The sequence below is a fragment of the Stenotrophomonas sp. S39 genome, from assembly GCF_016624665.1.
Taxonomy (GTDB): Bacteria; Pseudomonadota; Gammaproteobacteria; order Xanthomonadales; family Xanthomonadaceae; genus Stenotrophomonas.
The window spans coordinates 1-20,402 of the sequence record NZ_JACVTT010000059.1 but is presented as its reverse complement, the minus strand read 5'-3'; the positions used below and the strand labels follow the sequence as shown (position 1 = coordinate 20,402).

Annotated in this window: 20 protein-coding genes; 14 read left to right on the top strand and 6 right to left on the bottom strand. The window is 67.5% G+C overall.

Annotation, left to right across the window (positions count from 1 at the left end):
• Window positions 1-47 precede the first annotated feature (47 nt).
• Complete coding sequence (pnuC, locus tag IAE41_RS14990; protein WP_200733651.1) at window positions 48-647, top strand: nicotinamide riboside transporter PnuC; 600 nt, start codon at window positions 48-50, stop codon at window positions 645-647.
• The gene (locus tag IAE41_RS14985; protein WP_200733650.1) at window positions 634-1,701 is read left to right on the top strand and encodes an AAA family ATPase; all 1,068 of its coding nucleotides are present in this window, start codon (window positions 634-636) and stop codon (window positions 1,699-1,701) included. Before pnuC ends, IAE41_RS14985 begins: the two co-directional genes overlap by 14 nt.
• Window positions 1,702-1,757: 56 nt before the next feature.
• Here IAE41_RS14985 and putA read toward each other — a convergent pair whose 3' ends face one another.
• Complete coding sequence (gene putA / locus IAE41_RS14980; RefSeq protein WP_200733649.1) at window positions 1,758-4,976, bottom strand: bifunctional proline dehydrogenase/L-glutamate gamma-semialdehyde dehydrogenase PutA; 3,219 nt, start codon at window positions 4,974-4,976, stop codon at window positions 1,758-1,760.
• A gap of 274 nt (window positions 4,977-5,250) precedes the next feature.
• Here putA and IAE41_RS14975 point away from each other — a divergent pair, with 274 nt between their 5' ends.
• The 6 genes from IAE41_RS14975 to IAE41_RS14950 are packed head-to-tail and all read left to right on the top strand — an operon-like array spanning window position 5,251 to window position 10,032.
• Complete coding sequence (locus IAE41_RS14975; protein WP_079225023.1) at window positions 5,251-5,727, top strand: DUF2244 domain-containing protein; 477 nt, start codon at window positions 5,251-5,253, stop codon at window positions 5,725-5,727.
• Window positions 5,728-5,738: 11 nt separating this feature from the next.
• Window positions 5,739-6,698 carry a cytochrome c oxidase subunit II gene (gene coxB / locus IAE41_RS14970; protein ID WP_079225024.1) on the top strand — a complete coding sequence of 320 codons (960 nt, stop codon included), beginning with the start codon at window positions 5,739-5,741 and terminating at the stop codon, window positions 6,696-6,698.
• Between the two features lie 59 nt (window positions 6,699-6,757).
• Window positions 6,758-8,365 carry a cytochrome c oxidase subunit I gene (gene ctaD / locus IAE41_RS14965; RefSeq protein WP_057497455.1) on the top strand — a complete coding sequence of 536 codons (1,608 nt, stop codon included), beginning with the start codon at window positions 6,758-6,760 and terminating at the stop codon, window positions 8,363-8,365.
• Between the two features lie 8 nt (window positions 8,366-8,373).
• Window positions 8,374-8,556 carry a hypothetical protein gene (locus IAE41_RS14960; RefSeq protein WP_200733648.1) on the top strand — a complete coding sequence of 61 codons (183 nt, stop codon included), beginning with the start codon at window positions 8,374-8,376 and terminating at the stop codon, window positions 8,554-8,556.
• Complete coding sequence (locus tag IAE41_RS14955) at window positions 8,553-9,143, top strand: cytochrome c oxidase assembly protein (protein WP_079225026.1); 591 nt, start codon at window positions 8,553-8,555, stop codon at window positions 9,141-9,143. The genes IAE41_RS14960 and IAE41_RS14955 overlap by 4 nt, the downstream gene beginning before the upstream one ends.
• A gap of 13 nt (window positions 9,144-9,156) precedes the next feature.
• Window positions 9,157-10,032: a cytochrome c oxidase subunit 3 gene (locus IAE41_RS14950; RefSeq protein ID WP_079225028.1), complete on the top strand. Its 876-nt coding sequence runs from the start codon at window positions 9,157-9,159 to the stop codon at window positions 10,030-10,032.
• Window positions 10,033-10,052: 20 nt separating this feature from the next.
• Here IAE41_RS14950 and IAE41_RS14945 read toward each other — a convergent pair whose 3' ends face one another.
• The gene (locus IAE41_RS14945; RefSeq protein WP_049468560.1) at window positions 10,053-10,271 is read right to left on the bottom strand and encodes a twin transmembrane helix small protein; all 219 of its coding nucleotides are present in this window, start codon (window positions 10,269-10,271) and stop codon (window positions 10,053-10,055) included.
• A 57-nt stretch (window positions 10,272-10,328) separates the two neighbouring features.
• On the opposite strand from IAE41_RS14945, the gene IAE41_RS14940 reads away from it, so the two are divergent.
• From IAE41_RS14940 to IAE41_RS14915, 6 genes are all read left to right on the top strand, one after another.
• On the top strand, window positions 10,329-11,045 hold the full coding sequence (locus tag IAE41_RS14940; RefSeq protein WP_200733647.1) for an SURF1 family protein: 717 nt from the start codon (window positions 10,329-10,331) through the stop codon (window positions 11,043-11,045).
• A 94-nt stretch (window positions 11,046-11,139) separates the two neighbouring features.
• Entirely contained in the window at window positions 11,140-11,709 is a 570-nt protein-coding gene (locus IAE41_RS14935) for a hypothetical protein (protein ID WP_108745778.1), read from the top strand.
• A 10-nt stretch (window positions 11,710-11,719) separates the two neighbouring features.
• Window positions 11,720-12,883 (top strand): COX15/CtaA family protein, encoded by a 1,164-nt coding sequence (locus tag IAE41_RS14930; RefSeq protein ID WP_108758602.1) that lies wholly within the window; start codon window positions 11,720-11,722, stop codon window positions 12,881-12,883.
• A gap of 4 nt (window positions 12,884-12,887) precedes the next feature.
• A complete protein-coding gene (gene cyoE, locus IAE41_RS14925; protein ID WP_200733646.1) occupies window positions 12,888-13,781 on the top strand; it encodes a heme o synthase in 894 nt (297 codons plus the stop codon).
• 252 nt (window positions 13,782-14,033) lie between these two features.
• Window positions 14,034-14,843 carry a calcium-binding protein gene (locus IAE41_RS14920; protein ID WP_200733645.1) on the top strand — a complete coding sequence of 270 codons (810 nt, stop codon included), beginning with the start codon at window positions 14,034-14,036 and terminating at the stop codon, window positions 14,841-14,843.
• A gap of 186 nt (window positions 14,844-15,029) precedes the next feature.
• Window positions 15,030-15,755, top strand: coding sequence for a hypothetical protein (locus IAE41_RS14915; RefSeq protein ID WP_200733644.1), 726 nt, complete (start codon window positions 15,030-15,032; stop codon window positions 15,753-15,755).
• Between the two features lie 271 nt (window positions 15,756-16,026).
• Here the strand turns inward: IAE41_RS14915 and IAE41_RS14910 are convergent, their stop codons facing one another.
• From IAE41_RS14910 to IAE41_RS14895, 4 genes are read right to left on the bottom strand one after another with little or no spacing between them, the layout of a single operon-like run.
• Window positions 16,027-16,998 (bottom strand): bile acid:sodium symporter family protein, encoded by a 972-nt coding sequence (locus IAE41_RS14910; protein ID WP_097048522.1) that lies wholly within the window; start codon window positions 16,996-16,998, stop codon window positions 16,027-16,029.
• Window positions 16,999-17,025: 27 nt separating this feature from the next.
• Window positions 17,026-17,526 carry a protein tyrosine phosphatase family protein gene (locus IAE41_RS14905; RefSeq protein WP_200733643.1) on the bottom strand — a complete coding sequence of 167 codons (501 nt, stop codon included), beginning with the start codon at window positions 17,524-17,526 and terminating at the stop codon, window positions 17,026-17,028.
• Window positions 17,527-17,551: 25 nt separating this feature from the next.
• The gene (gene dnaG / locus IAE41_RS14900) at window positions 17,552-19,294 is read right to left on the bottom strand and encodes a DNA primase (protein ID WP_108758606.1); all 1,743 of its coding nucleotides are present in this window, start codon (window positions 19,292-19,294) and stop codon (window positions 17,552-17,554) included.
• Between the two features lie 60 nt (window positions 19,295-19,354).
• Window positions 19,355-20,275 (bottom strand): YihY/virulence factor BrkB family protein, encoded by a 921-nt coding sequence (locus tag IAE41_RS14895; RefSeq protein WP_108745780.1) that lies wholly within the window; start codon window positions 20,273-20,275, stop codon window positions 19,355-19,357.
• Between the last annotated feature and the right edge of the window lie 127 nt (window positions 20,276-20,402).

Genomic DNA, 20,402 nt, shown 5'->3' with positions numbered 1-20,402 from the left:
TACCTGTGCCATCCACGTTCGCCGCGCGGATCAACGACAATGGCGCCATGAATCTGACCGATCCGAACTTCCAGCTGGAGCTGGCTGCCAACATCGCCGTCGCCGGCTCGATCCTGCTGGCCGGGCGCAACAACGTGCACACCTGGTGGATGGGCATCGTCGGCTGCGCCCTGTTCGCGGCGGTGTTCGAGCGTTCGCACCTGTATGCGGACATGGTGCTGCAGTTCTTCTTCATCGCCATCAGCGTGCTGGGCTGGTGGCAGTGGCTGCGCGGCGACCACGGCGCGCCCCTGCCGATCACCCCGGTGCGCCCGCGGGCGTGGGCCTGGCTGCTGCCGCTGGCGGTGGTGGCCACCGTTGCCTACGGCTGGATGCTGACCCGCCTCACCCATGCCTACGCGCCCTACATCGATTCGGCGGTGCTGGTGCTGAGCGTGATCGCGCAGATCCTGATGATGCGGCGCAAGCTGGAATCGTGGTGGGTGTGGCTGCTGGTCAACACCATCGCCGTGCCGCTGTACTACAGCCGCGGCCTGCACCTGACCTCGATCCTCTACATCGGCTTCTGGATCAATGCGCTGGTGGCGCTGCGCCATTGGCGCAACCTGATGCGTGCCGAGGCCAGGGCGGCCGATGCCGCTGCCTGAGCGCGTCGAGCGGGGGCTGGTGGTGGGCAAGTTCTGCCCGCTGCACCGCGGCCACGAACGCCTGATCGACTTTGCGGCCTCCCGCTGCCGGGCCTTGCGGGTGATCAGCTGGTCGCAGCCCGGCTTTGCCGGTTACAGCGCCGCGCGCCGCGAGCGCTGGCTGCGTGCGCGCTTCCCGCAGGCGACGGTTGCGGTGCTGGACGATGCACGCCTGGCGGCGCTCTGCGAACAGCACGGTCTGCCACCGCGCGTGCTGCCACGGGACGATGACAGCGAGCAGGCGCAGCGCGATTTCACCGCCTGGTTGTGCCTGCACCTGTTTGGTGGGCCGGTGCAGGCGGTGTTCACCGGCGAGGACTACGGCGACGGCTTCGCGGCTGCGCTGGCCGGGCATTTCAACGCGCCGGTGCAGCACCAGCGGCTGGAGCGCAGCCTCGATGTCGGCCAGGCCAGCGGCACCCAGCTGCGCGGCGATCCGCATGCACACCGGCAGAGTCTTTCAGCGGAGGTGTACGCGGCCTACGTGCAGCGCGTGGCGTTCATCGGCGGCGAGTCCACCGGCAAGACCACGCTGGCGCGCGTGCTGGCCGGACGCATGGGTACGCAGTGGGTGCCCGAGTACGGTCGCACGCTGTGGGAAGCGCAGGGCGGTGAGCTGCAGGCGCAGGATCTGCTGCGCATTGCCGAGGAGCAGCCCCGGCGTGAGGAGGCGGCCGCGCTGGCGGCGCAGCGCTGGCTGTTCTGCGATACCACGCCGCTGGTGACCCTGGGCTACAGCGGCTGGATGTTCGGCACGGCGCCGCAGGCGCTGCTGCAGGCGGCGTTGCGGCCCTACGACCTGCTGTTCCTGTGCGCGCCGGACATTGCGTTCGACCAGGATGGCACGCGGGTGGGCGAGTCGTTCCGTGCGCAGCAGCATGCGTGGTACGTGCGCGAACTGCAGGCGCGGGGTGTCGGGTACATGCTGCTGGAAGGCGATCTGGAAACGCGCATCGCGAGGGTGCAGGACGCGTTGGCCGAGCGCGCGGACAACCGGTTCAGCGTGGTGGCGTGATCGCACAAAAAACCCCGCTTTCGCGGGGTTTTTCGTTCACTGCATGATGCAGACGATCAGTCGCCCAGGGTCAGCAGCGAGGCGTTGCCACCGGCAGCGGTGGTATTCACCGTCACCGTCTTCTCGGTGGCGAAGCGCAGCAGGTAGTGCGGGCCGCCGGCCTTCGGGCCGGTACCGGACAGGCCCTGGCCGCCGAACGGCTGCACGCCGACCACCGCACCGATCTGGTTGCGGTTGACGTAGACGTTGCCGACGTGGACGCCGTTGCTGATGCGGTCGACGGTCTCGTCGATGCGCGAATGCACGCCCAGGGTCAGGCCGTAGCCGGTGGCGTTGATCTGGTCGATCACCGCATCCAGCTGGTCGCCCTTCCAGCGGATGACGTGCAGCACAGGACCGAACACTTCCTTCTGCAGCTGGCCGAGGTCCTTCAGTTCATACGCACGCGGTGCGAAGAAGGTGCCGTTGGCCGCTTCGGCCGAGAGCTCGGCAGCAGCGATCAGGCGCGCTTCGCGGTCCATGCGCTCGGCGTGGTCCTGCAGGATCTTCAGCGCATCGGCGTCGATCACCGGACCGACGTCGGTGGACAGCAGGCCGGGGTTGCCGACCTTCAGTTCCTTCATTGCACCGGCCAGCATGGTCATCACCTTGTCGGCGATGTCGTCCTGCACGAACAGCACGCGCGCGGCCGAGCAACGCTGGCCGGCGGAGGTGAAGGCCGAACCGATCGCGTCCTTGACCAGCTGTTCCGGCAGCGCCGAGGAGTCAGCGATGAAGGCGTTCTGGCCGCCGGTCTCGGCGATCAGCACGCCGATGGCGGCGTCACGTGCGGCCATCGCGCGGTTGATCGCACGGGCGGTGTCGGTGGAACCGGTGAAGGCCACGCCGGCCACGCGCGGGTCGGCGGTCAGCGCGGCACCGACGGTGGCGCCGTCGCCCGGCAGGAACTGCACCACCTCGGCCGGTACGCCGGCGTCGTGCAGCAGCTTCACCGCGTAGTAGCCGATCAGGTTGGTCTGTTCGGCCGGCTTGGCGATGACGCTGTTGCCGGCGGCCAGTGCAGCGGCCACCTGGCCCAGGAAGATCGCCAGCGGGAAGTTCCACGGGCTGATGCAGACGAACACGCCGCGGCCGTGCAGCTGCAGTTCGTTGGATTCACCGGTCGGGCTGGGCAGCTTCTCGGCGTGGCTGAACTGCTCGCGCGCCTGCTTGGCGTAGTAGCGCAGGAAATCCACGGCTTCGCGCACTTCGGCGATGCTGTCGGGCAGGCTCTTGCCGGCTTCCTTCACGCACAGCGCCATGAATTCCGGCATGCGCGCTTCCAGCTGGTCGGCGGCGTGCTCGAGGATGGCGGCGCGGCTGGCGGCCGGGGTGCGGTTCCAGGCCGGCTGTGCGGCCACGGCATTGGCCAGGGCCTTCTGCACGGTGGCAGCATCGGCGGCCAGCCACTGGCCGACCACTTCGCGGGTGTCGGCTGGGTTGGTCACCGGCAGCGCGGCACCGGCCGGATTGGCACCCGGTACCAGCGGAGCGGCCTGCCAAGACTTCACAGCCGCGTTGATCTGCTCGGCCAGGGCGCGCAGTTCGTTGTCGTTGGCGAGGTTGGCGCCCATGGAGTTCTTCCTGTCGTGGTTCTGGCTGCGCAGCAGGTCAACCGGCAGCGGGATCTTCGGGTGGGGGATCGAGGCGAACGAGGCGACCATCTCGACCGGATCGCGGATCAGGTCGGCGATCGGCACGCGTTCGTCGGTGATGCGGTTGACGAAGCTGGAGTTGGCGCCGTTTTCCAGCAGGCGGCGCACCAGGTACGGCAGCAGGTCTTCATGCGAACCGACCGGCGCATACACGCGGCACGGCAGGCCCAGGCGGTCGGCCGGCACCACTTCGGCGTACAGGTCGTCGCCCATGCCGTGCAGCTTCTGGTGCTCGTACACGCCGCCGTTGGCGATGCTGCGCACCGCTGCGATGGTGTGCGCATTGTGCGTGGCGAACATCGGGTAGATCGCGTCGGCATGGGTGAACAGGCGCTTGGCGCACGCCAGGTAGGACACGTCGGTGTTCTGCTTGCGGGTGAACACCGGGTAGCCCGGGTAGCCTTCGATCTGCGCGCGCTTGATCTCGGCATCCCAGTAGGCGCCCTTGACCAGGCGCACCTGCAGGCGGCGACCGGCGCGGCGCGCCATGTCGGCCAGGTGGTCGATCGTGTACGGGGTGCGCTTCTGGTAGGCCTGCACAACCACGCCGAAGCCATCCCAGCCCGCCAGCGAGGCATCGCCGAACACCTGTTCGATGATGTCCAGCGACAGTTCCAGGCGGTCGGATTCTTCGGCGTCGACGGTGCAGCCGATGCCGTAGCTCTTGGCCAGCTGTGCCAGTTCCAGCACGCCCGGCACCAGGTCGGTCAGCACGCGCTCGCGCTTGGCGTGCTCGTAGCGCGGGTACAGCGCCGACAGCTTGATGGAGATGCCCGGGGCGTTGTTGACGTCGCCGTCGGGACGGCCGCCGCGTGCCTTGTGATCGCCGCCGATGGCGTGGATCGCACGACGGTAGTCTTCCAGGTAGCGCAGCGCGTCCTTCATGGTCAGCGCGCCTTCGCCCAGCATGTCGAAGGAGTAGCGGTAGCTGGCGTTGTCGCCCTTGTGCGAGCGCGACAGCGCTTCGCTGATGGTGCGGCCCATGACGAACTGGTGGCCCATGATCTTCATGGCCTGGCGCACGGCCAGGCGCACCACCGGCTCACCGACGCGGCCGACCAGGCGCTTGAAGGCGCTGGGGGCGTCGGCGCGGGTGGCGTCGTTCATCTGCACCAGCTTGCCGGTCAGCATCAGGCCCCAGGTGGAGGCGTTGACCAGCACCGAGTCGCTGCCGCCCAGGTGCTTTTCCCAGTCGGCGTCGGCCAGCTTGTCGCGGATCAGCTTGTCGGCGGTGTCCTGGTCCGGAATGCGCAGCAGCGCCTCGGCCACGCACATCAGCAGCACGCCTTCCTCGCTGCCCAGGTCGTACTGGCGCATGAAGGCTTCGATCGCCCCCTGGTCCTTGGCGCGCACGCGCACCCGGCCGACCAGGTCGGCGGCCAGCGCCTGCACGCGGGCCTGCTCCTCGGCGGGCAGCCGGGCCTGGGCCAGCAGCTCGCGCACATGGCTGGCCTCGTCCTTCAACCAGGCATCGGTGATGGCCTGGCGGAACGGGTTGGGGGACGCCGGCAGTTCCGGCGACAGCAGCGCGCCCGGACGCGGGGCGTCGTGGGCGGCAGGGGAGGAGGAGGGTGCGTTCATGCCGATCCGGCCAGTGGAAAACTTGGCGATTTTAATCATTTTTGCGCCCTGCGGAAGTGCCCCGCAGACACCTTTGTAGAGGGCTGATAGCCCCTAGCCGTGGTGGATTCAGCGTGTTCAGAAAGCTCGACAGCATTTGTGCTGAATTCGTCATTCGCGCCGCCGGGGTCATGCTGTATTGCAACATGGGAAAAAGTGTGAATGGACCCTTGCTACCGGTGAGAGGGCGGGGCTACCATCGAGACGTTTCCCGCGGCAGGAACGCGGTTGCGACATGATCGAGGTGCTTCCAGCTCCGGATGGGTCAGGTACGCAGCTGCGGCTGCGTCCCCCACGGGCGCTCGATGCCCGGCAGTTCATCCTGTTGTTTGCTGTGTTGTCGGGTGCGATGTGGCTGGTCTCCGCCCTCGGGTGGTTGGCCGGCAATGCATTCGCCCCCCTGTTCGCGCTGCTGTACAGCCTGTTGCTGGCAGCCGCCTTGCGCGCCTTGTGGCGCAGCGGTGAACGGCAGGAGGAGATCCGGGTCGTGCCGGCGTGCGTGGAGGTCATCCCCGTACCCGGTGGATCGCCGGTGTTCCGGGCCCACCCGCATTGGGTGCGCCTGCTCACCGACGACGAGAGGGTCCGGCTGGCATCCAGCGGACGGCAGGTGGAGGTGGGGAGTTTCCTCGCGCCGGCCGAACGCCAGACGCTCGCTGAAATGCTTGAAGGCTTGCTCGCCGCCAGCGATGGCGGCAACCGACGACGCTAAGGGTCTAGGCAATGAAGCAAAGCAGCAGGTGGGGCACGAAGTGCGTTGCAGCGGTCGCCAGCCTGGTGGCCGGGGGACTGGTTCCGGCATGGGCATGGGCGCAGGCCGCCGATCCCAAGCCGTGGCAGCTGAACATGGGCAAGGGGGTGACCCAGACCTCACGCCTGGCCTGGGAGTCGAACAACCTGTCGTTGATCATCTGCACGGTGATCGGCGTCATCGTGTTCGGGGCGATGGCCTACGCCATCTTCAAGTTCCGCAAATCCAAGGGTGCGGTGGCCGCCACCTTCAGCCACAACACCAAGGCCGAGGTGATCTGGACGGTGATCCCGGTGATCATCCTGATCGTGATGGCGTGGCCGGCCACGGCCAACCTGATCAAGATGTACGACACCCGCGATGCCGAGATGACGGTGAAGGTCACCGGCTACCAGTGGATGTGGAAGTACGAATACCTCGGCGAGAACGTCACCTTCACCAGCCGCCTGGACCGCGAGTCCGACCGCGTGCGGCAGAGTGGCGTGGTGCCCACCCGCGAAAGCCACCCGCATTACCTGCTGGACGTGGACAACCGGCTGGTGCTGCCGGTCGATACCAAGGTGCGCTTCGTCATTACTTCTGATGACGTGATCCACGCCTGGTGGGTGCCGGCGCTGGGCTGGAAGCAGGACGCCATCCCCGGCTTCATCAATGAAGCCTGGACCAGCATCGAGCAGCCCGGTGTGTACCGCGGGCAGTGCGCCGAGCTGTGCGGCAAGGACCATGGCTTCATGCCGATCGTGGTCGAGGCCGTGTCCAAGGAAGACTTCAAGCAGTGGCTGGCGCAGCGCAAGCCGGCACCGGCTGCGCCTGCCACGCCTGCGGCACCGGCCGAACCGGCGGCACCGGCAGGCGAGGCGCCGGCAGCGCCGGCCGCACCGGCGGCGGCCGAAGCCGGCGATACCCCTGCCACCGCAGCCAGCGGCGCGTGATGTAAAGCCCGCGGCCGTTCGCGGCCGTGGCGACAACCGATTCTGAGAGGTGTTTTGCGATGGCGCACTCGGCAGTTGGGCACGACGATCACCACCACCACCAGAGTTTCTTCGAGCGTTGGTTCTTCTCGACCAACCACAAGGACATCGGCACGCTGTACCTGGGCTTCAGCTTCATCATGTTCATCATCGGTGCGGCGATGAGCGTGGTGATCCGGGCCGAACTGGCGCAGCCGGGCCTGCAGTTCGTCAAGCCCGAGTTCTTCAACCAGATGACCACCGTGCATGCCCTGGTGATGATCTTCGGCGGCGTCATGCCGGCCTTCGTCGGCCTGGCCAACTGGATGATTCCGCTGCAGATCGGCGCGCCGGACATGGCCCTGCCGCGCATGAACAACTGGTCGTTCTGGCTGCTGCCGGTGGCCTTCAGCCTGCTGCTGCTGACCCTGTTCCTGCCCGGTGGCGCACCGGCCGGTGGCTGGACGCTGTACCCGCCGCTGTCGCTGCAGGGCGGCTACAACGTGGCCTTCAGCGTGTTCGCCATCCACGTCGCCGGCATCAGCTCGATCATGGGCGCGATCAACATCATCGCCACCGTGCTCAACATGCGTGCGCCGGGCATCGACCTGCTGAAGATGCCGATCTTCTGCTGGGCCTGGCTGATCACCGCCTTCCTGCTGATTGCGGTGATGCCGGTGCTGGCCGGTGCAGTGACCATGCTGCTGACCGACAAGTTCTTCGGCACCAGCTTCTTCAACGCCGCCGGTGGCGGTGACCCGGTGATGTACCAGCACATCTTCTGGTTCTTCGGCCATCCTGAGGTCTACATCATGATCCTGCCCGCCTTCGGCGTGGTCAGCGAGATCATCCCGACCTTCAGCCGCAAGCCGCTGTTCGGCTACCAGGCAATGGTGTACGCCACCGCCGCGATCGCCTTCCTGTCGTTCATCGTCTGGGCCCACCACATGTTCACCGTGGGCATGCCGCTGGGCGGCGAGATCTACTTCATGTTCGCCACCATGCTGATCTCGATCCCGACCGGCGTGAAGGTATTCAACTGGGTCAGCACCATGTGGCGTGGCTCGCTGACGTTCGAGGCGCCGATGCTGTGGTCGGTGGCCTTCGTCATCCTGTTCACCATCGGTGGTTTCTCCGGCCTGATGCTGGCGATCGTGGCGGCCGACTTCCAGTACCACGACACCTACTTCGTGGTGGCCCACTTCCACTACGTGCTGGTGACCGGCGCGGTGTTCGCGCTGATCGCCGCGGTGTACTACTGGTGGCCGAAGTGGACCGGGCGCATGTACAGCGAGAAGTGGGCCAAGGTGCACTTCTGGTGGTCGATCGTGTTCGTCAACCTGCTGTTCTTCCCGCAGCATTTCCTCGGCCTGGCCGGCATGCCGCGCCGCATCCCCGATTACAGCGTGGCCTTCGCCGACTGGAACCTGATCAGCTCGATCGGTGCGTTCGGCATGTTCGCCACGCCGTTCATGATGGCCGCGATCCTGCTGTCCTCGCTGCGCAATGGCGAAAAGGCCGAAGCGCGCAGCTGGGAAGGTGCGCGCGGCCTGGAGTGGACGCTGCCGTCGCCGGCGCCGGCGCACACCTTCACCACGCCGCCGACCATCCGCCCGGGGGATCTGGCCCATGACGACATCACGCATTGAGGTGGGGCATGCATAACGAGAGCCCGCTTGCCCCGTGTAGAGCCGAGCCATGCTCGGCTGACGAAACGCAGCCGACCAACGGTCGGCTCTACCAGCAACGCCAGCGCGCCAGGCGCACCGCCCTGTGGGTCGGCGCCATCGCGGTGCTGGTCTACGTCGGCTTCATCCTCAGCGGGGTGATCGGCCGATGAGCGAGGCGCCGGCCACCGCTCCGTCCCGCAGTGCCGGGCTGCCGCGCCTGATCGGCGTGGCGGTGGCGGTATTCCTGCTGACGTTCTCGCTGGTGCCGCTGTACCGCATCGCCTGCGAGAAGGTCTTCGGCGTGCGCCTGGAGCGCGGCCCCGGCAGCGAGGCCAGTACCGGCGCTGCGGCCGGCAAGCGCACCGTGCGCGTGGAGTTCGATGGCGGCGTCAATTCGCGGCTGCCGTGGTCGTTCCACCCCGAGCAGCTGACCATGGACGTGGTGCCGGGCGAACTCAACGAAGCGCTGTACTTCGCCCGCAACGACAGCGCCAACGCCGTGGTCGGCAGCGCGGTGCCTTCCGTCGCGCCGGCGCGCGCGTCGGGCTTCTTCAGCAAGACCGAATGCTTCTGTTTCACCGCGCAGACGCTGCAGGCCGGCGAGAAGCGCGACATGCCGGTGCGCTTCATCGTCGATCCGGACCTGCCGCCGGAAATCAGGACGATCACCTTGTCCTACACCTTCTACCGCAACGACGCGCTGTCCGACCGGCTGGCACCTGCCGCCACCTCGGAAGGCGCGCACGCCGCTCCCTGACCCGGATACCGACATGGCCCAGACACCGACCGACGCCAACGTGTACTTCGTCCCGGCCCAGAGCCGGTGGCCGTTCGTGGGCTCCATCGCGATGATGGTGACCATGGTCGGCGTGGCCAGCTGGCTCAACGATGCCAGCTGGGGGCGCTGGACCTTCTATATCGGCATCGCGATGCTGGTGCTGACCCTGTTCTGGTGGTTCAGCGACGTGGTGCGCGAATCGCAGGCCGGCCACTACAACCGCCAGGTCGACGGCTCGTTCCGGATGGGCATGGTCTGGTTCATCTTCTCCGAAGTGATGTTCTTCGGGGCCTTCTTCGGCGCGCTGTTCTACACCCGCAACCTGGGCCTGTCCTGGCTCAGCGGCGAAGGCCGCGGGGTGATGACCAACGAGCTGCTGTGGCAGGGTTACTCCGCAGGCTGGCCGACCAACGGGCCGGCCGCCATCGGCGGCGCGTTCCAGACCATCCCGGCCTGGGGCCTGCCGCTGATCAACACGCTGATCCTGCTGACCTCCGGCGTGACCCTGACCATCGCCCACCATGCGTTGAAGGCCGGCAACCGCCGCCAGCTGCTGGTCTGGCTGGGCGTGACCGTGCTGCTCGGCCTGGGCTTCCTCACCCTGCAGGCGGAGGAGTACATCCACGCCTACAAGGAGCTGAACCTGACCCTGGGTTCGGGCATCTACGGTTCGACGTTCTTCATGCTGACCGGCTTCCACGGCGCGCACGTGCTGCTGGGCACGATCATGCTGATCGTGATGTGGCTGCGCTCGGCCAAGGGCCATTTCACCCGCGACAACCACTTCGCGTTCGAAGCCGCCGCGTGGTACTGGCACTTCGTCGACGTGGTGTGGCTGATGCTCTTCATGTTCGTCTACGTGCTTTGACCGCGCGGGCGACGGCGGCCTCAGCCGCCGATGCCGTGCGGCTTGATCCAGCCCATGTAGATGCACACGATCACCAGCACGATCAGGGCCACCGACACCCCGATGCGGCGTGTCAGTGCGTTGACCGTGCGCTTGGTCTGGCCGCGGTCGACCAGCAGGTAATACAGGCCGGCGCCCAGATTCCAGACGATGACGATCAGAAACGCGATTACCAGCAGGGTCTTCAGCGAATCACTCATGCGCGGCTCGAGGGCAGGATGGATGCGCCTATCTGACCGCGTTTGCGCGGACTTGTCATGATGCGCCAGCACACGCGCCTGATCGGCTGGCTGATGGCGGTGCTGGCGATGGCCGCGTTCACCGCATTGGGGTTCTGGCAGCTGCAGCGCATGCACGCCAAGCAGGCGATGCTGGATGCGCAGGGGCCCGCGGCGGCGCAGGCACTGCCACTGGCGCAGGCCCTGGCCGCGCCCGGTGCGCTGCATGGCGTGGCCGACCATGGCCGCTTCCTGCCCGGGGTGGTGCTGCTGGACAACCAGATGCGCCACGGCCGTGCCGGGGTGAAGATCTATCGGCCGTTCCAGAGTGACGGCGGCAGCGTGCTGCTGGTCGACCTCGGCTGGCGCGCGCTGCCGCCGGATCGCACGTTGCCGCAGCTGCCGGCGCCGCCTTCGCCGGTGGCGGTACGCGGGCTGCTGGCGCCGCCGCCCGCGGCCGGCCTGGCGTTGGGGCCGGCGGTGTCGCCCACCGGCGAGGCCGGGCGCTGGCTGGCCAGCCGCCTGCCGGCCGACGGCCTGGCCCGCGCGCTGGGGCTGGCCGCGCTGCCTGACCGGGTGCTGCGACTGGACCCGGCCCTGCCGTTTGGCGATGAGCGCGACCTCGACCTGCTGCCCAACACGCTGCCGCCGCAGCGCCACCTGGGTTACGCCGTGCAGTGGTTCGGCCTGGCCCTGACCGTGCTGGTGGTGGCACTGGTGCTGGAGCGCCGCAGGAAGCGCCCCATGGCCCGGTAGTGACGGCCGCTGGCCGGCATCCCCCGGTTTCCTGCTGCCTGCCAGCGGCCGGCACTACCGGCATCCCTTTCCCAACCGTGAGAAAATGCCCCGCATGAACACTGCTACGTCCCCGCAGGCGCGCGGTTCCGGCCGCCGGACCCTGGTGCTGCTGTTCGCCGTGTTCTTCGGGGCGATGGCGCTGGCCGCCGTGCTGCGCTTCACCGGCTGGCAGCCGACCGCGCACCGCAATGCCGGCCAGCTGCTGGAGCCGCCGGTGGACCTGCGCCAGCAGCCACCGACCCTGGCCAACGGCCAGGCCTACCCCTGGAACCCCGAAGCGCGGACCTGGCGCCTGCTGGTAGCCCCCGCCGGCGCCTGTGACGCGCAGTGCGTCACTTTGTCGCAGGGACTGGGCAAGGTGTGGCAGCTGTTCGGCCATAACGCCGATAATGTCGAGATCCTGTGGCTGGGTACGCCACCGGCGTCGATCGCCTCGCTGCCCGCGCTGCGGCCGCTGGCCCCGTCGCCAGCCCTGCGCGCGGCCTTGCCGGGCGTCGATGATCCGGCGGGACTGCCGGTCTACGTGATCGATCCGAACGGCTTCGTGATCATGCGCCATGCCCCCGGTTCCGACCTGGGGGGCCTGCGCAAGGACATGGCCACGTTGCTGAAACTGAAGTGAGTCCTGTTTGATGAGCCTTTCCGCGCGCCCGGCGCTGCATCGCAACTTCCACCGCCTGGCGTGGTTCGCCATGATCATGACCGCCAGCACGATCATGTTCGGTGCCTTCGTCCGCCTGTCCGATGCCGGCCTGAGCTGCCCGGACTGGCCGACCTGCTATGGCCAGGCCACCTGGCCGCAGCACGTGGAAGAAACCATCGGCCACCCCGCCGCCGAGATCCGCCCGCTGGAAACCCACAAGGCCTGGCGCGAGCAGGTGCACCGCTTCCTGGCCGGCGCGCTGGGCATCGAGATCCTCACCCTGGCCCTGCTGGCCACCCGCAAGCGGCGCTTCGGAAGCACGGCGGTGGTGACCGCCTGCGTACTGGTGGCCGCCGGCATACCGCTGTACATGATGGGCTGGCATGGCACGGCCAGCGCCCTGGCCCTGGTGGGCGAGGCGATCCTGCTGCTGGCGGCCCTGCGCTGGAGCAATATCGACCTGGCGCGTGCGGCCCTGCTGACACTGGCCGTGGTGATCTTCCAGGCGCTGCTGGGCATGTGGACGGTGACCCTGCTGCTGAAACCCATCGTCGTGATGGGCCACCTGCTGGGCGGCATGCTGATGTTCGCGCTGCTGGTGTGGATGGCCTGGCGTGCGACCCACCTGCCGATCACCCTGGCCGAAGCCCCCAGGCTGAAGTGGCTGCTGCGCATCGGCGTGGCAGTGCTGGTCACCCAGATCGCCCTCGGTGGCTGGGTCAGCGCCAACTATGCGGCGCTGGCCTGCGGCGGCGGCAGCGCTTCGCTGGACAATTTCCCGCGCTGTGCCAACCAGTGGTGGCCGCAGCACAACTTCGCCGAAGGCTTCACCCTGTGGCGCGGCATCGGCGTGGATTACGAAGGCGGCGTGCTGGATGGCGCCTCGCGCATCGCCATCCAGATGGCGCACCGCCTGTTTGCGATCGTGGTGGCGGCCTACCTGCTGTGGCTGGGCCTGCGACTGTTCCGCGTGCCCAGCATGCGTGGCTGGGCCAGCGCGCTGGTGGCGCTGCTGGTGCTGCAGGTCACCCTGGGCATCCTCAACGTGAAGCTGGCCCTGCCGCTGGAAGTGGCCGTGGCCCACAACGGCGTGGCCGTCGCCCTGTTGTTCGTACTGGTCAGCCTGCTGGCCCGCCTGCGTGCCCCGGACTGATTCCATGTTTTCCAATTACCGCCAGTACTGGGACCTGACCAAACCGAAGGTCGTGGCCCTGATCGTCTTCACCGCCCTGGTCGGCATGGTCCTGGCCATTCCGGGCGTGCCCAGCTGGGAACAGGTGCGCGCCGGTGCGCTCGGCTTCCTCGGCATCTGGCTGGCCGCTTCGGCTGCCGCCGCCATCAACCAGCTGCTGGATGCGCACATCGATGCGCAGATGGCGCGCACCTCGTGGCGCCCGCTGGTGGTGGGCAAGGTCAAGCCGTGGCAGGTGCTGGTGTTTGCCGGCGTGCTGATCGTGCTGTCGATGGCGATCCTGCTGCTGTGGGTGAACTGGATCACCGCGGTGCTGACCTTCGCTTCGCTGATCGGCTATGCGGTGATCTACACCGTGTACCTGAAGCGTGCGACCTCGCAGAACATCGTCATCGGCGGCCTGGCCGGCGCGATGCCGCCGATGCTGGGCTGGGCGGCGATCACCGGCATGCAGGGTTCGTCGGACTGGGCGTACTCGTCGCTGCTGGTGCTGATCATCTTCATCTGGACCCCGCCGCACTTCTGGGCGCTGGCGATCTTCCGCCGCGAGGACTACGCCAAGGCGAAGATCCCGATGCTGCCGGTGACGCATGGCGTGGTGCACACGCGCAAGCAGATCATGGCGTATTCGGTGGTGCTGGCGCTGGTGTGCGTGGTGCCGTACCTGGTAGGCATGAGCGGCCCGTTCTACCTGGGCGGCGCGATCGTGCTCAACGCCGTGTTCCTCTGGTACGCCTGGCGCATGCTGAACCCGCCGGACGAGCTGTTCTCGATGAAGATGTTCCATTACTCCATCGTGTACCTGATGGCGCTGTTCGCGTTCCTGCTGGTGGACCACTGGATCCTGCCCTGGATGTGATGGGCCACCTGTAGAGCCGAGCCCATGCTCGGCTGAGGGTCGGACCCCCGAAGGGGCTCTGACCCCGCCTGATCGCGCGGACATCCACGCATGGCGTGGATCTACTGGAAGGCCGAGGCGGGCGTGGCCCTGTAGAGCCGAGCCCATGCTCGGCTGATCGCCGGAACCTTCACGCATGGCGTGGATCACCTTGAACCGCGCTCGTGGCGCCGCCATTGCTGTTCCTGACCCCAGGGACAGGAAGCAGCAGGGATGCATTCGATCTTCCGTTGGACCACCGCGCTGATGCTGGCGCTGGGCATGGCCGTGACCGCGCATGCCGATGACACTGCCTCGCAGATCCGCCAGCACACCGCCGATCACCGCATGCTGGTGCTGGGTGAATTGCACGGAACACGCGAGACGCCGCTGCTGGTGCGGCAGCTGGTGGACGATTACAGCCGCGATGGCGCGCCGGTCCTGCTTGCATTGGAACTGCCACGCGGCGAAAACCCCACGCTGCGCGGATACCTGGCTTCCGATGGCGGGGCGGCGGCACGCCAGCGCCTGCACGGCCGTGCGTTCTGGACCGTGCGCGATGACCAGCACGATGGCCGTCGCAGCCGCGACATGCTGGCGCTGATCGAAGACCTGCGCGCGCTGAAGGCACGGGGGCGTGCCATCGACGTGGTCGGCTATGACGTCAACCACAGTGATGGCAACAACCAGACACGCGACAACCGCATGGCAGCCGAGCTGCGGCGTCTGTACCGGCGCGTGCCAGCTGGCGCACGCATGCTGGTGCTGACCGGCAACGTGCACGCCATGCTGCAGCGGCCGGCAGGTGCGCCGCCAGAAATGCAGACACGGCCGATGGCATCGCTGCTGCGGGATCTGGATATCTACAGCGTGGGGCTGCAAGCGCAGCATGGCCAGTACTGGGGGTGCGCGGGCACTTGCATGGCGCGGTCAGTGCCCGAACAGGTGGCGCGCGGCCCACGGGTCGATACCCATGCCGGCCGCCAGTACGACTTGTGGGTGTGGATGCCGCAGCTGAGCGTCGGCACGCTGGTAGACCCGTAGCGTCGCGCAACTCATCCACGCATGGCGTGGATCTACTGCAGGCTCGCGCCATCCGTGGTCCGGTAGATCCACGCCACGCGTGGATGATTTCCCACCGAATCCTTTGCACCCGGTGTCGATCTCTGCTTGCGAGGGCCGCACTGCGGCCGTTGATGACTCGTCCTTCTGTGGAGCAAGGTGGTCGCAATGAACTTCAATCTGCTGCTTGTTGCCTGCATCCCGATCTCGGCAACTACATGCGCATCCCAGGTTGATGCGGAAGCTGACGCGGTCGGGCAATGGCTGCATCAACGCACCATGCAGGCCGCTTTAAACGCGGACACGTCGCCGGTGGGCAGCTACCGCATCGTGCGATTGGCAGATATGGATGCCCCCGAAGAGGTCAAGCAGCAGCTTCGTGCTGATATCAAACGAGCCAAGAGTGTCGTGCAGGTTGTCGAAGGGAACATTCCAACGCAGGTCGAAATACTGGCTGCCGTGCCGCGTACTCAGCGTTCTGCGTCGGAACTACGCCAGCGTTTGCCGCAGCCTCCCAGCAGGCTGGACGCTACTCTCCTCGGACCCGCCGAGCTGATCGGCATGGAGCCGAGTGGCGCGTTGGACGGTGCAAAGTCCTCGGGCCTGAGCCGCTTCTACCGGCTGGAGGGTGTCGGCATCGTGGAGTTCAGCGAGAACAACTTCCTCGCTGCGGGCATGCAGATCGAGGTGATCGCGGAGGCGCAGAACACCGAGGTGAACGGCAAGCCCGCTAACCTCGGGAAGGCCGTGGATGGTGCCGGCCGTACCCGGGTTGAACTTGCCTGGACGGGAGACAGCAAGACCTACAGCCTGATTGCCACAGGCGAGCCGGGCAGTGACGTGGAGCGCAACGCCCGAGTGCTGCATGACATCGCCGCGGCCATCGTAGATTAGCGGCGGCGCGAGCGTCATCCACGCATGGCGTGGATCTACTGCGGGGTAGCGCCATCCGCGGTTTGGTAGATCCACGCCACGCGTGGATGGGGTTCCCCGCAACAACCCGCGCGCCCAGTAGATCCACGCCACGCGTGGATGGGGTTCCCCACAACCACCGCGCGCCCAGTAGATCCACGCCACGCGTGGATGGGGTTCCCACAACCACCCGCGCGTTCAGTAGATCCACGCCATGCGTGGATGGTCTCCCCACAACAACCCGCGCGCCCAATCAGGGCGCGCGCTTCGCATACCGCTGCGCGATGACGCCGCAGACGATCAGCTGGATCTGGTGGTAGATCATCACCGGCAGCACGATGGCGCCCAGGCTGCCACCGGCGAACAGCACCTTGGCGATCGGCACGCCGGTGGCCAGGCTCTTCTTCGAGCCGCAGAACACGATGGCGATCTCGTCCTCGCGGTTGAAGTGCAGGCGGCGGGCCAGGAAGGTGATGAGCGGCATCGCGATGCCCAGCAGCACGGCGGCCACCACGGCCACGGCGAACAGGGACAGCAGCGGCGTCTTGCTCCACAGCCCCTCGGTCACGGCTTCGCCGAAGGCCGAATACACCACCAGCAGGATGGTGGCCTGGTCGGTGTAGCGCAGCAGCGCACGCTGCTTTTCCACCCAGCCGGCGATCCACGGCCGCAGCAGGTGACCGGCCACGAACGGCACCAGCAACTGCAGCATGATGCCGCCGATGGCATGCAGCGGGTCATGCACGCCGCCGGAGGTACCGGCCAGTGCGGTCAGCAGCAGGGGCGTGAGGAACACGCCGAGGATGCTCGACAGCGAAGCGCTGCACACCGCCGCCGGCACGTTGCCGCGCGCCATCGAGGTGAAGGCGATGGACGACTGCACGGTGGAGGGCAGGGTGCACAGGAACAGCACGCCCATGTACAGCTCAGGCGTCAGCAGCCAGCCGGACAGCGGCTTGAACAGCAGGCCCAGCAGCGGGAACAGAATGAAGGTGCACGCCAGGATGGTCAGGTGCAGCCGCCAGTGCAGCATGCCGCCGATGATCGACTCGCGTGGCAGGCGCGCGCCATGCAGGAAGAACAGCGCGGCGATGGCGACGGTGGTGACATCGTCCAGCACGATGGCGGCGGCGCCCTTCATCGGCAGCAGCGAGGCCAGGCCGACGGTGCACAGCAGGGCGAGGGTGAAGTTGTCCGGTCGCAGGCGCGACCACCAGCGGGTCATGGTGGGCAGGCTCCTTGTTACAGGGGGTCAGGGATGGGAAACGGGTGCGGCCAGGCGTTGCCGGGTGGCCGCTTCCAATGAGGTCAGGCCAGCGCGCTGGCCCAGCTGCAGGGCCTGCTCGGGGCTGGCCTGTTCGTAGCGGGCGTTGACCAGGCCGAGCACGGCACCGGCACGGTTGCCCGACGCGCAGTGCAGCAGCACCGGGCCCTGGCTCTGCTGCAGTGCCTGGTGCACGGCGCGCACGTTGGCTGCATCCAGGCCCTCGGCACCGGCTACCGGGATGCGCACGTAGCGCAGGCCCAGCGCTTCGGCCTGGGCGGTTTCGTCGAACCCCCGGTCCTCGCCGGGCTGGCGCAGGTCGATGACGGTGCGCACGCCCTGCGCGGCCAGCGACTGCAGTTGCGCAGCGCTGGGCTGGCCGCCGGCATACAGGCCGGGGCGGACTTCATTGAGCGGCGTGTCCCCGGCCCAGGCGGGCAGGGTCGTGCAGAGTGACAGCAACAGCAGGCAGGTCAGGCGCAGCAGCATGCTCTCTCCGTGTGTAGGGCTGCCGCTACAGGCGCAGGGTGGCGCGGGCCTTCAAGAGTTCGCGCAGTTCGTACTTGTCAGTATCGTCCAGGCCCTGCTGGCGCTGCTTTGCCAACAGCTCGTCCAGACGTTGCACCAGCAGTTGTTTCTCCAGCTGGGCCACCGCGTCGTGCAGTTCCTGGGTCCACATCGCCTCGTCGCCGGGCATGGTCTGCGCGGCCAGCGTATGCAGCGAGGCCTGTTCTTCGCGGCCATCGAAATGTTCCAGCAGGGCGCCGGTGCTGATGTCCGGGCGCTGTTCGACCAGGCCCAGCAGTTCCAGCAGCAGCTCCACGCCGGGCAGGCGAAGGCCCTGGAAATGGTGCTTGCCGCCCAGGCTCATCGCCAGCGACGGCTGCTGCAGCAGTACGGCGATGGCACCACGCACCAGGCTGCGCTTGGCGATGGGCTGGATCTGCCGGGCCGGCGCGCGCTGCGGCATCGGCGCGCGTGCGGCGGCGGCGTTGCCACCGCCCAGGCCGGTCAGCTGTGCCAGCTGCTGCTTCATCAGGTCGCCGAAGGCACCATCGGGAATCTGCGCCAGCATCGGCTTGGCCCGCTCGGCCAGGCGCGCCTTGCCGTCCAGGGTGCCCAGGTTGATCTCGCGGGTCAGTTCGTCGAAGAAGAACTGCGACAGCGGCGTGGCCTGCTTCAGGCGCTCGTTGAAGACCTCGGCGCCTTCCTTGCGCACGATGGTGTCCGGGTCTTCGCCATCGGGCAGGAACAGGAAGAACGCCTGGCGGCCATCCTTCATGCGCGGCAGCACCGATTCCAGCGCCTTCCAGCCGGCACGGCGGCCGGCGGCGTCGCCGTCGAAGCAGAAGAACACGTCCGGCGCGTTGCGGAACAGCAGCTCGGCGTGGTCCGGCGTGGTGGCCGTGCCCAGCGTGGCCACCGCCTGGGTGACCCCGAACTGGAACAGCGAGACCACGTCCATGTAGCCCTCGACCACGATCAGCCGCTCGATCTTCTGGTTGGCCTGGCGCACCTGCCATAGGCCGTACAGCTCGCGGCCCTTGTGGAACAGCGCGGTTTCCGGCGAGTTGAGGTACTTGGGGCCGTCGTCCTTCTCGAACACGCGGCCGCCGAAGGCGATGACACGGCCACGGCGGTCGAAGATCGGGAACATCACCCGGTCGCGGAACTTGTCGTAGACGTGGCCGCGATCGTTCTTGGAAAACAGGCCGGCGCGGTCGAGCAGCTTCATCCGCCGCTCGTCCTTGCCCAGCGCATCGCGCAGGCCGCTGTAGCCGTCCGGCGCATAGCCGATCTGGAAGCGCGCGCGGTTTTCCTCGTCCACGCCGCGGCCGTCCAGGTAGGTACGGGCCTTCTCGCTGCCTTCGAGGTTCTTCTGGAAGAACTTCGTCGCCGCATCCAGCGCGGAATACAGCTCGCGGCTGTCGTCCTGCTGCTGGGCGTTGCGCGGGTTCTCGCTGCGCGGCACTTCCATGCCGGCGCGCTTGGCCAGTTCATCCACCGCATCGAGGAATTCGAGGCGGTCGTAGTTCATCAGGAAGCTGATGGCGGTGCCGTGCGCGCCGCAGCCGAAGCAGTGGTAGAACTGCTTGGTGGGCGAGACCGTGAACGAGGCCGAGCGCTCGTCATGGAACGGGCAGCGCGCCGCATATTCCTTGCCCTGGCGCTTCAACGGCACGCGGCTGCCCACCACCTCGACGATGTCGGAGCGGGCCAGCAGGTCGTCGATGAATGCGTCGGGGATACGGGCCATGGGCAACAGGGCAGGGGCGCGGCCAGGGGCCACGCGAGGCGGACGATCAATCCGCCTAGTTTACTCCCTGCCGGGCAGGGGGCCGGCGTTGGCCGGATCGATGCCGGCAGCGGCCAGGTGGGTACGTGCGCGCAGGCGCTCGTCGATCACTGCGGTCATCAGTGCGCCGACGAAGAACACCACGGTGGCGTAGTAGATCCAGACCAGCGAGATGACCAGCGCGCCCATCGAGCCGTATGCACTGCCGGGGGCGACGGTGGCGATGTAGACGCCGATGCCATAGCGGCCCAGCGCGAACAGTGCCGAGGTGATGACGCCGCCGATGAAGGCCTGGCGCCAGGCTACGCGTCGGTCCGGCAGGTAGTGGTACATGAAAGCGAAGCCGACCGCATACAGCAGCAGGCTGGTGAGATAACCGATGGCCGGCAGGATCGAGGGCAACTGGGCGAAGGCCACCTGCAGCATGGTGGTGGCGGTCATCGACAGGATCAGCAGGAAGCCCAGTGCCAGCACCACGCCGAAGGAGAACACGCGCTTGCGCAGCCAGGCCTTGATGCCCTCGAGCCGCTCGCCGCTGGTGCGGAAGATCAGGTTGAGTGCGTTCTGCAGCTGGGCGAACACCGCGGTGGCACCGATGAACAGCAGCAGGGTGCTCCACAGCCCGGCCAGCGAACCGACGTCCGGCTGGTTGTCGGCGTTCTTCAGTACGGTTTCGGCCACGGTGGCCGCGCTGCTGCCGGCGGCGGCGCTGATCTGTTCGACCAGAGCCTGCTGCGCGGGGGGATACAGCGAGGCGGTCAGCCACAGCAGCAGCACCAGCAGGGGTGCCATCGAGAGCAGGGCGTAGAAGGAGACCGAGGCGGCCTGGGTGAGCACGTCGATCTCGACGAAGCGCTTGCCGACGGCCATGGGAAAGCTGTCCTGCAGGCGCTGGACATATTTGCGTAGATTCACGGGGACAGGGGACGCGGGTTCAACCATGCCAGTGTTGTAGCAGCCGGGGGTCGAAGGCGTGGTGAAGCAGACAGACCCAGGTAGCGGGGGGGGGGGGGGGGGGGGGGGGGGGGGGGGGGCGCGGGGGCGGGCGGGGGGGCGGGGGCGCGGGCCC

Bases quoted from the DNA above. Each gene is read 5' to 3' on its own strand.
- pnuC (WP_200733651.1), top strand. From the start codon at position 48: ATGAATCTGACCGATCCGAACTTCCAGCTGGAGCTGGCTGCCAACATC.
- IAE41_RS14985 (WP_200733650.1), top strand. From the start codon at position 634: ATGCCGCTGCCTGAGCGCGTCGAGCGGGGGCTGGTGGTGGGCAAGTTC.
- putA (WP_200733649.1), bottom strand. From the start codon at position 4,976: ATGAACGCACCCTCCTCCTCCCCTGCCGCCCACGACGCCCCGCGTCCG.
- IAE41_RS14975 (WP_079225023.1), top strand. From the start codon at position 5,251: ATGATCGAGGTGCTTCCAGCTCCGGATGGGTCAGGTACGCAGCTGCGG.
- coxB (WP_079225024.1), top strand. From the start codon at position 5,739: ATGAAGCAAAGCAGCAGGTGGGGCACGAAGTGCGTTGCAGCGGTCGCC.
- ctaD (WP_057497455.1), top strand. From the start codon at position 6,758: ATGGCGCACTCGGCAGTTGGGCACGACGATCACCACCACCACCAGAGT.
- IAE41_RS14960 (WP_200733648.1), top strand. From the start codon at position 8,374: ATGCATAACGAGAGCCCGCTTGCCCCGTGTAGAGCCGAGCCATGCTCG.
- IAE41_RS14955 (WP_079225026.1), top strand. From the start codon at position 8,553: ATGAGCGAGGCGCCGGCCACCGCTCCGTCCCGCAGTGCCGGGCTGCCG.
- IAE41_RS14950 (WP_079225028.1), top strand. From the start codon at position 9,157: ATGGCCCAGACACCGACCGACGCCAACGTGTACTTCGTCCCGGCCCAG.
- IAE41_RS14945 (WP_049468560.1), bottom strand. From the start codon at position 10,271: ATGAGTGATTCGCTGAAGACCCTGCTGGTAATCGCGTTTCTGATCGTC.
- IAE41_RS14940 (WP_200733647.1), top strand. From the start codon at position 10,329: ATGATGCGCCAGCACACGCGCCTGATCGGCTGGCTGATGGCGGTGCTG.
- IAE41_RS14935 (WP_108745778.1), top strand. From the start codon at position 11,140: ATGAACACTGCTACGTCCCCGCAGGCGCGCGGTTCCGGCCGCCGGACC.
- IAE41_RS14930 (WP_108758602.1), top strand. From the start codon at position 11,720: ATGAGCCTTTCCGCGCGCCCGGCGCTGCATCGCAACTTCCACCGCCTG.
- cyoE (WP_200733646.1), top strand. From the start codon at position 12,888: ATGTTTTCCAATTACCGCCAGTACTGGGACCTGACCAAACCGAAGGTC.
- IAE41_RS14920 (WP_200733645.1), top strand. From the start codon at position 14,034: ATGCATTCGATCTTCCGTTGGACCACCGCGCTGATGCTGGCGCTGGGC.
- IAE41_RS14915 (WP_200733644.1), top strand. From the start codon at position 15,030: ATGAACTTCAATCTGCTGCTTGTTGCCTGCATCCCGATCTCGGCAACT.
- IAE41_RS14910 (WP_097048522.1), bottom strand. From the start codon at position 16,998: ATGACCCGCTGGTGGTCGCGCCTGCGACCGGACAACTTCACCCTCGCC.
- IAE41_RS14905 (WP_200733643.1), bottom strand. From the start codon at position 17,526: ATGCTGCTGCGCCTGACCTGCCTGCTGTTGCTGTCACTCTGCACGACC.
- dnaG (WP_108758606.1), bottom strand. From the start codon at position 19,294: ATGGCCCGTATCCCCGACGCATTCATCGACGACCTGCTGGCCCGCTCC.
- IAE41_RS14895 (WP_108745780.1), bottom strand. From the start codon at position 20,275: ATGGTTGAACCCGCGTCCCCTGTCCCCGTGAATCTACGCAAATATGTC.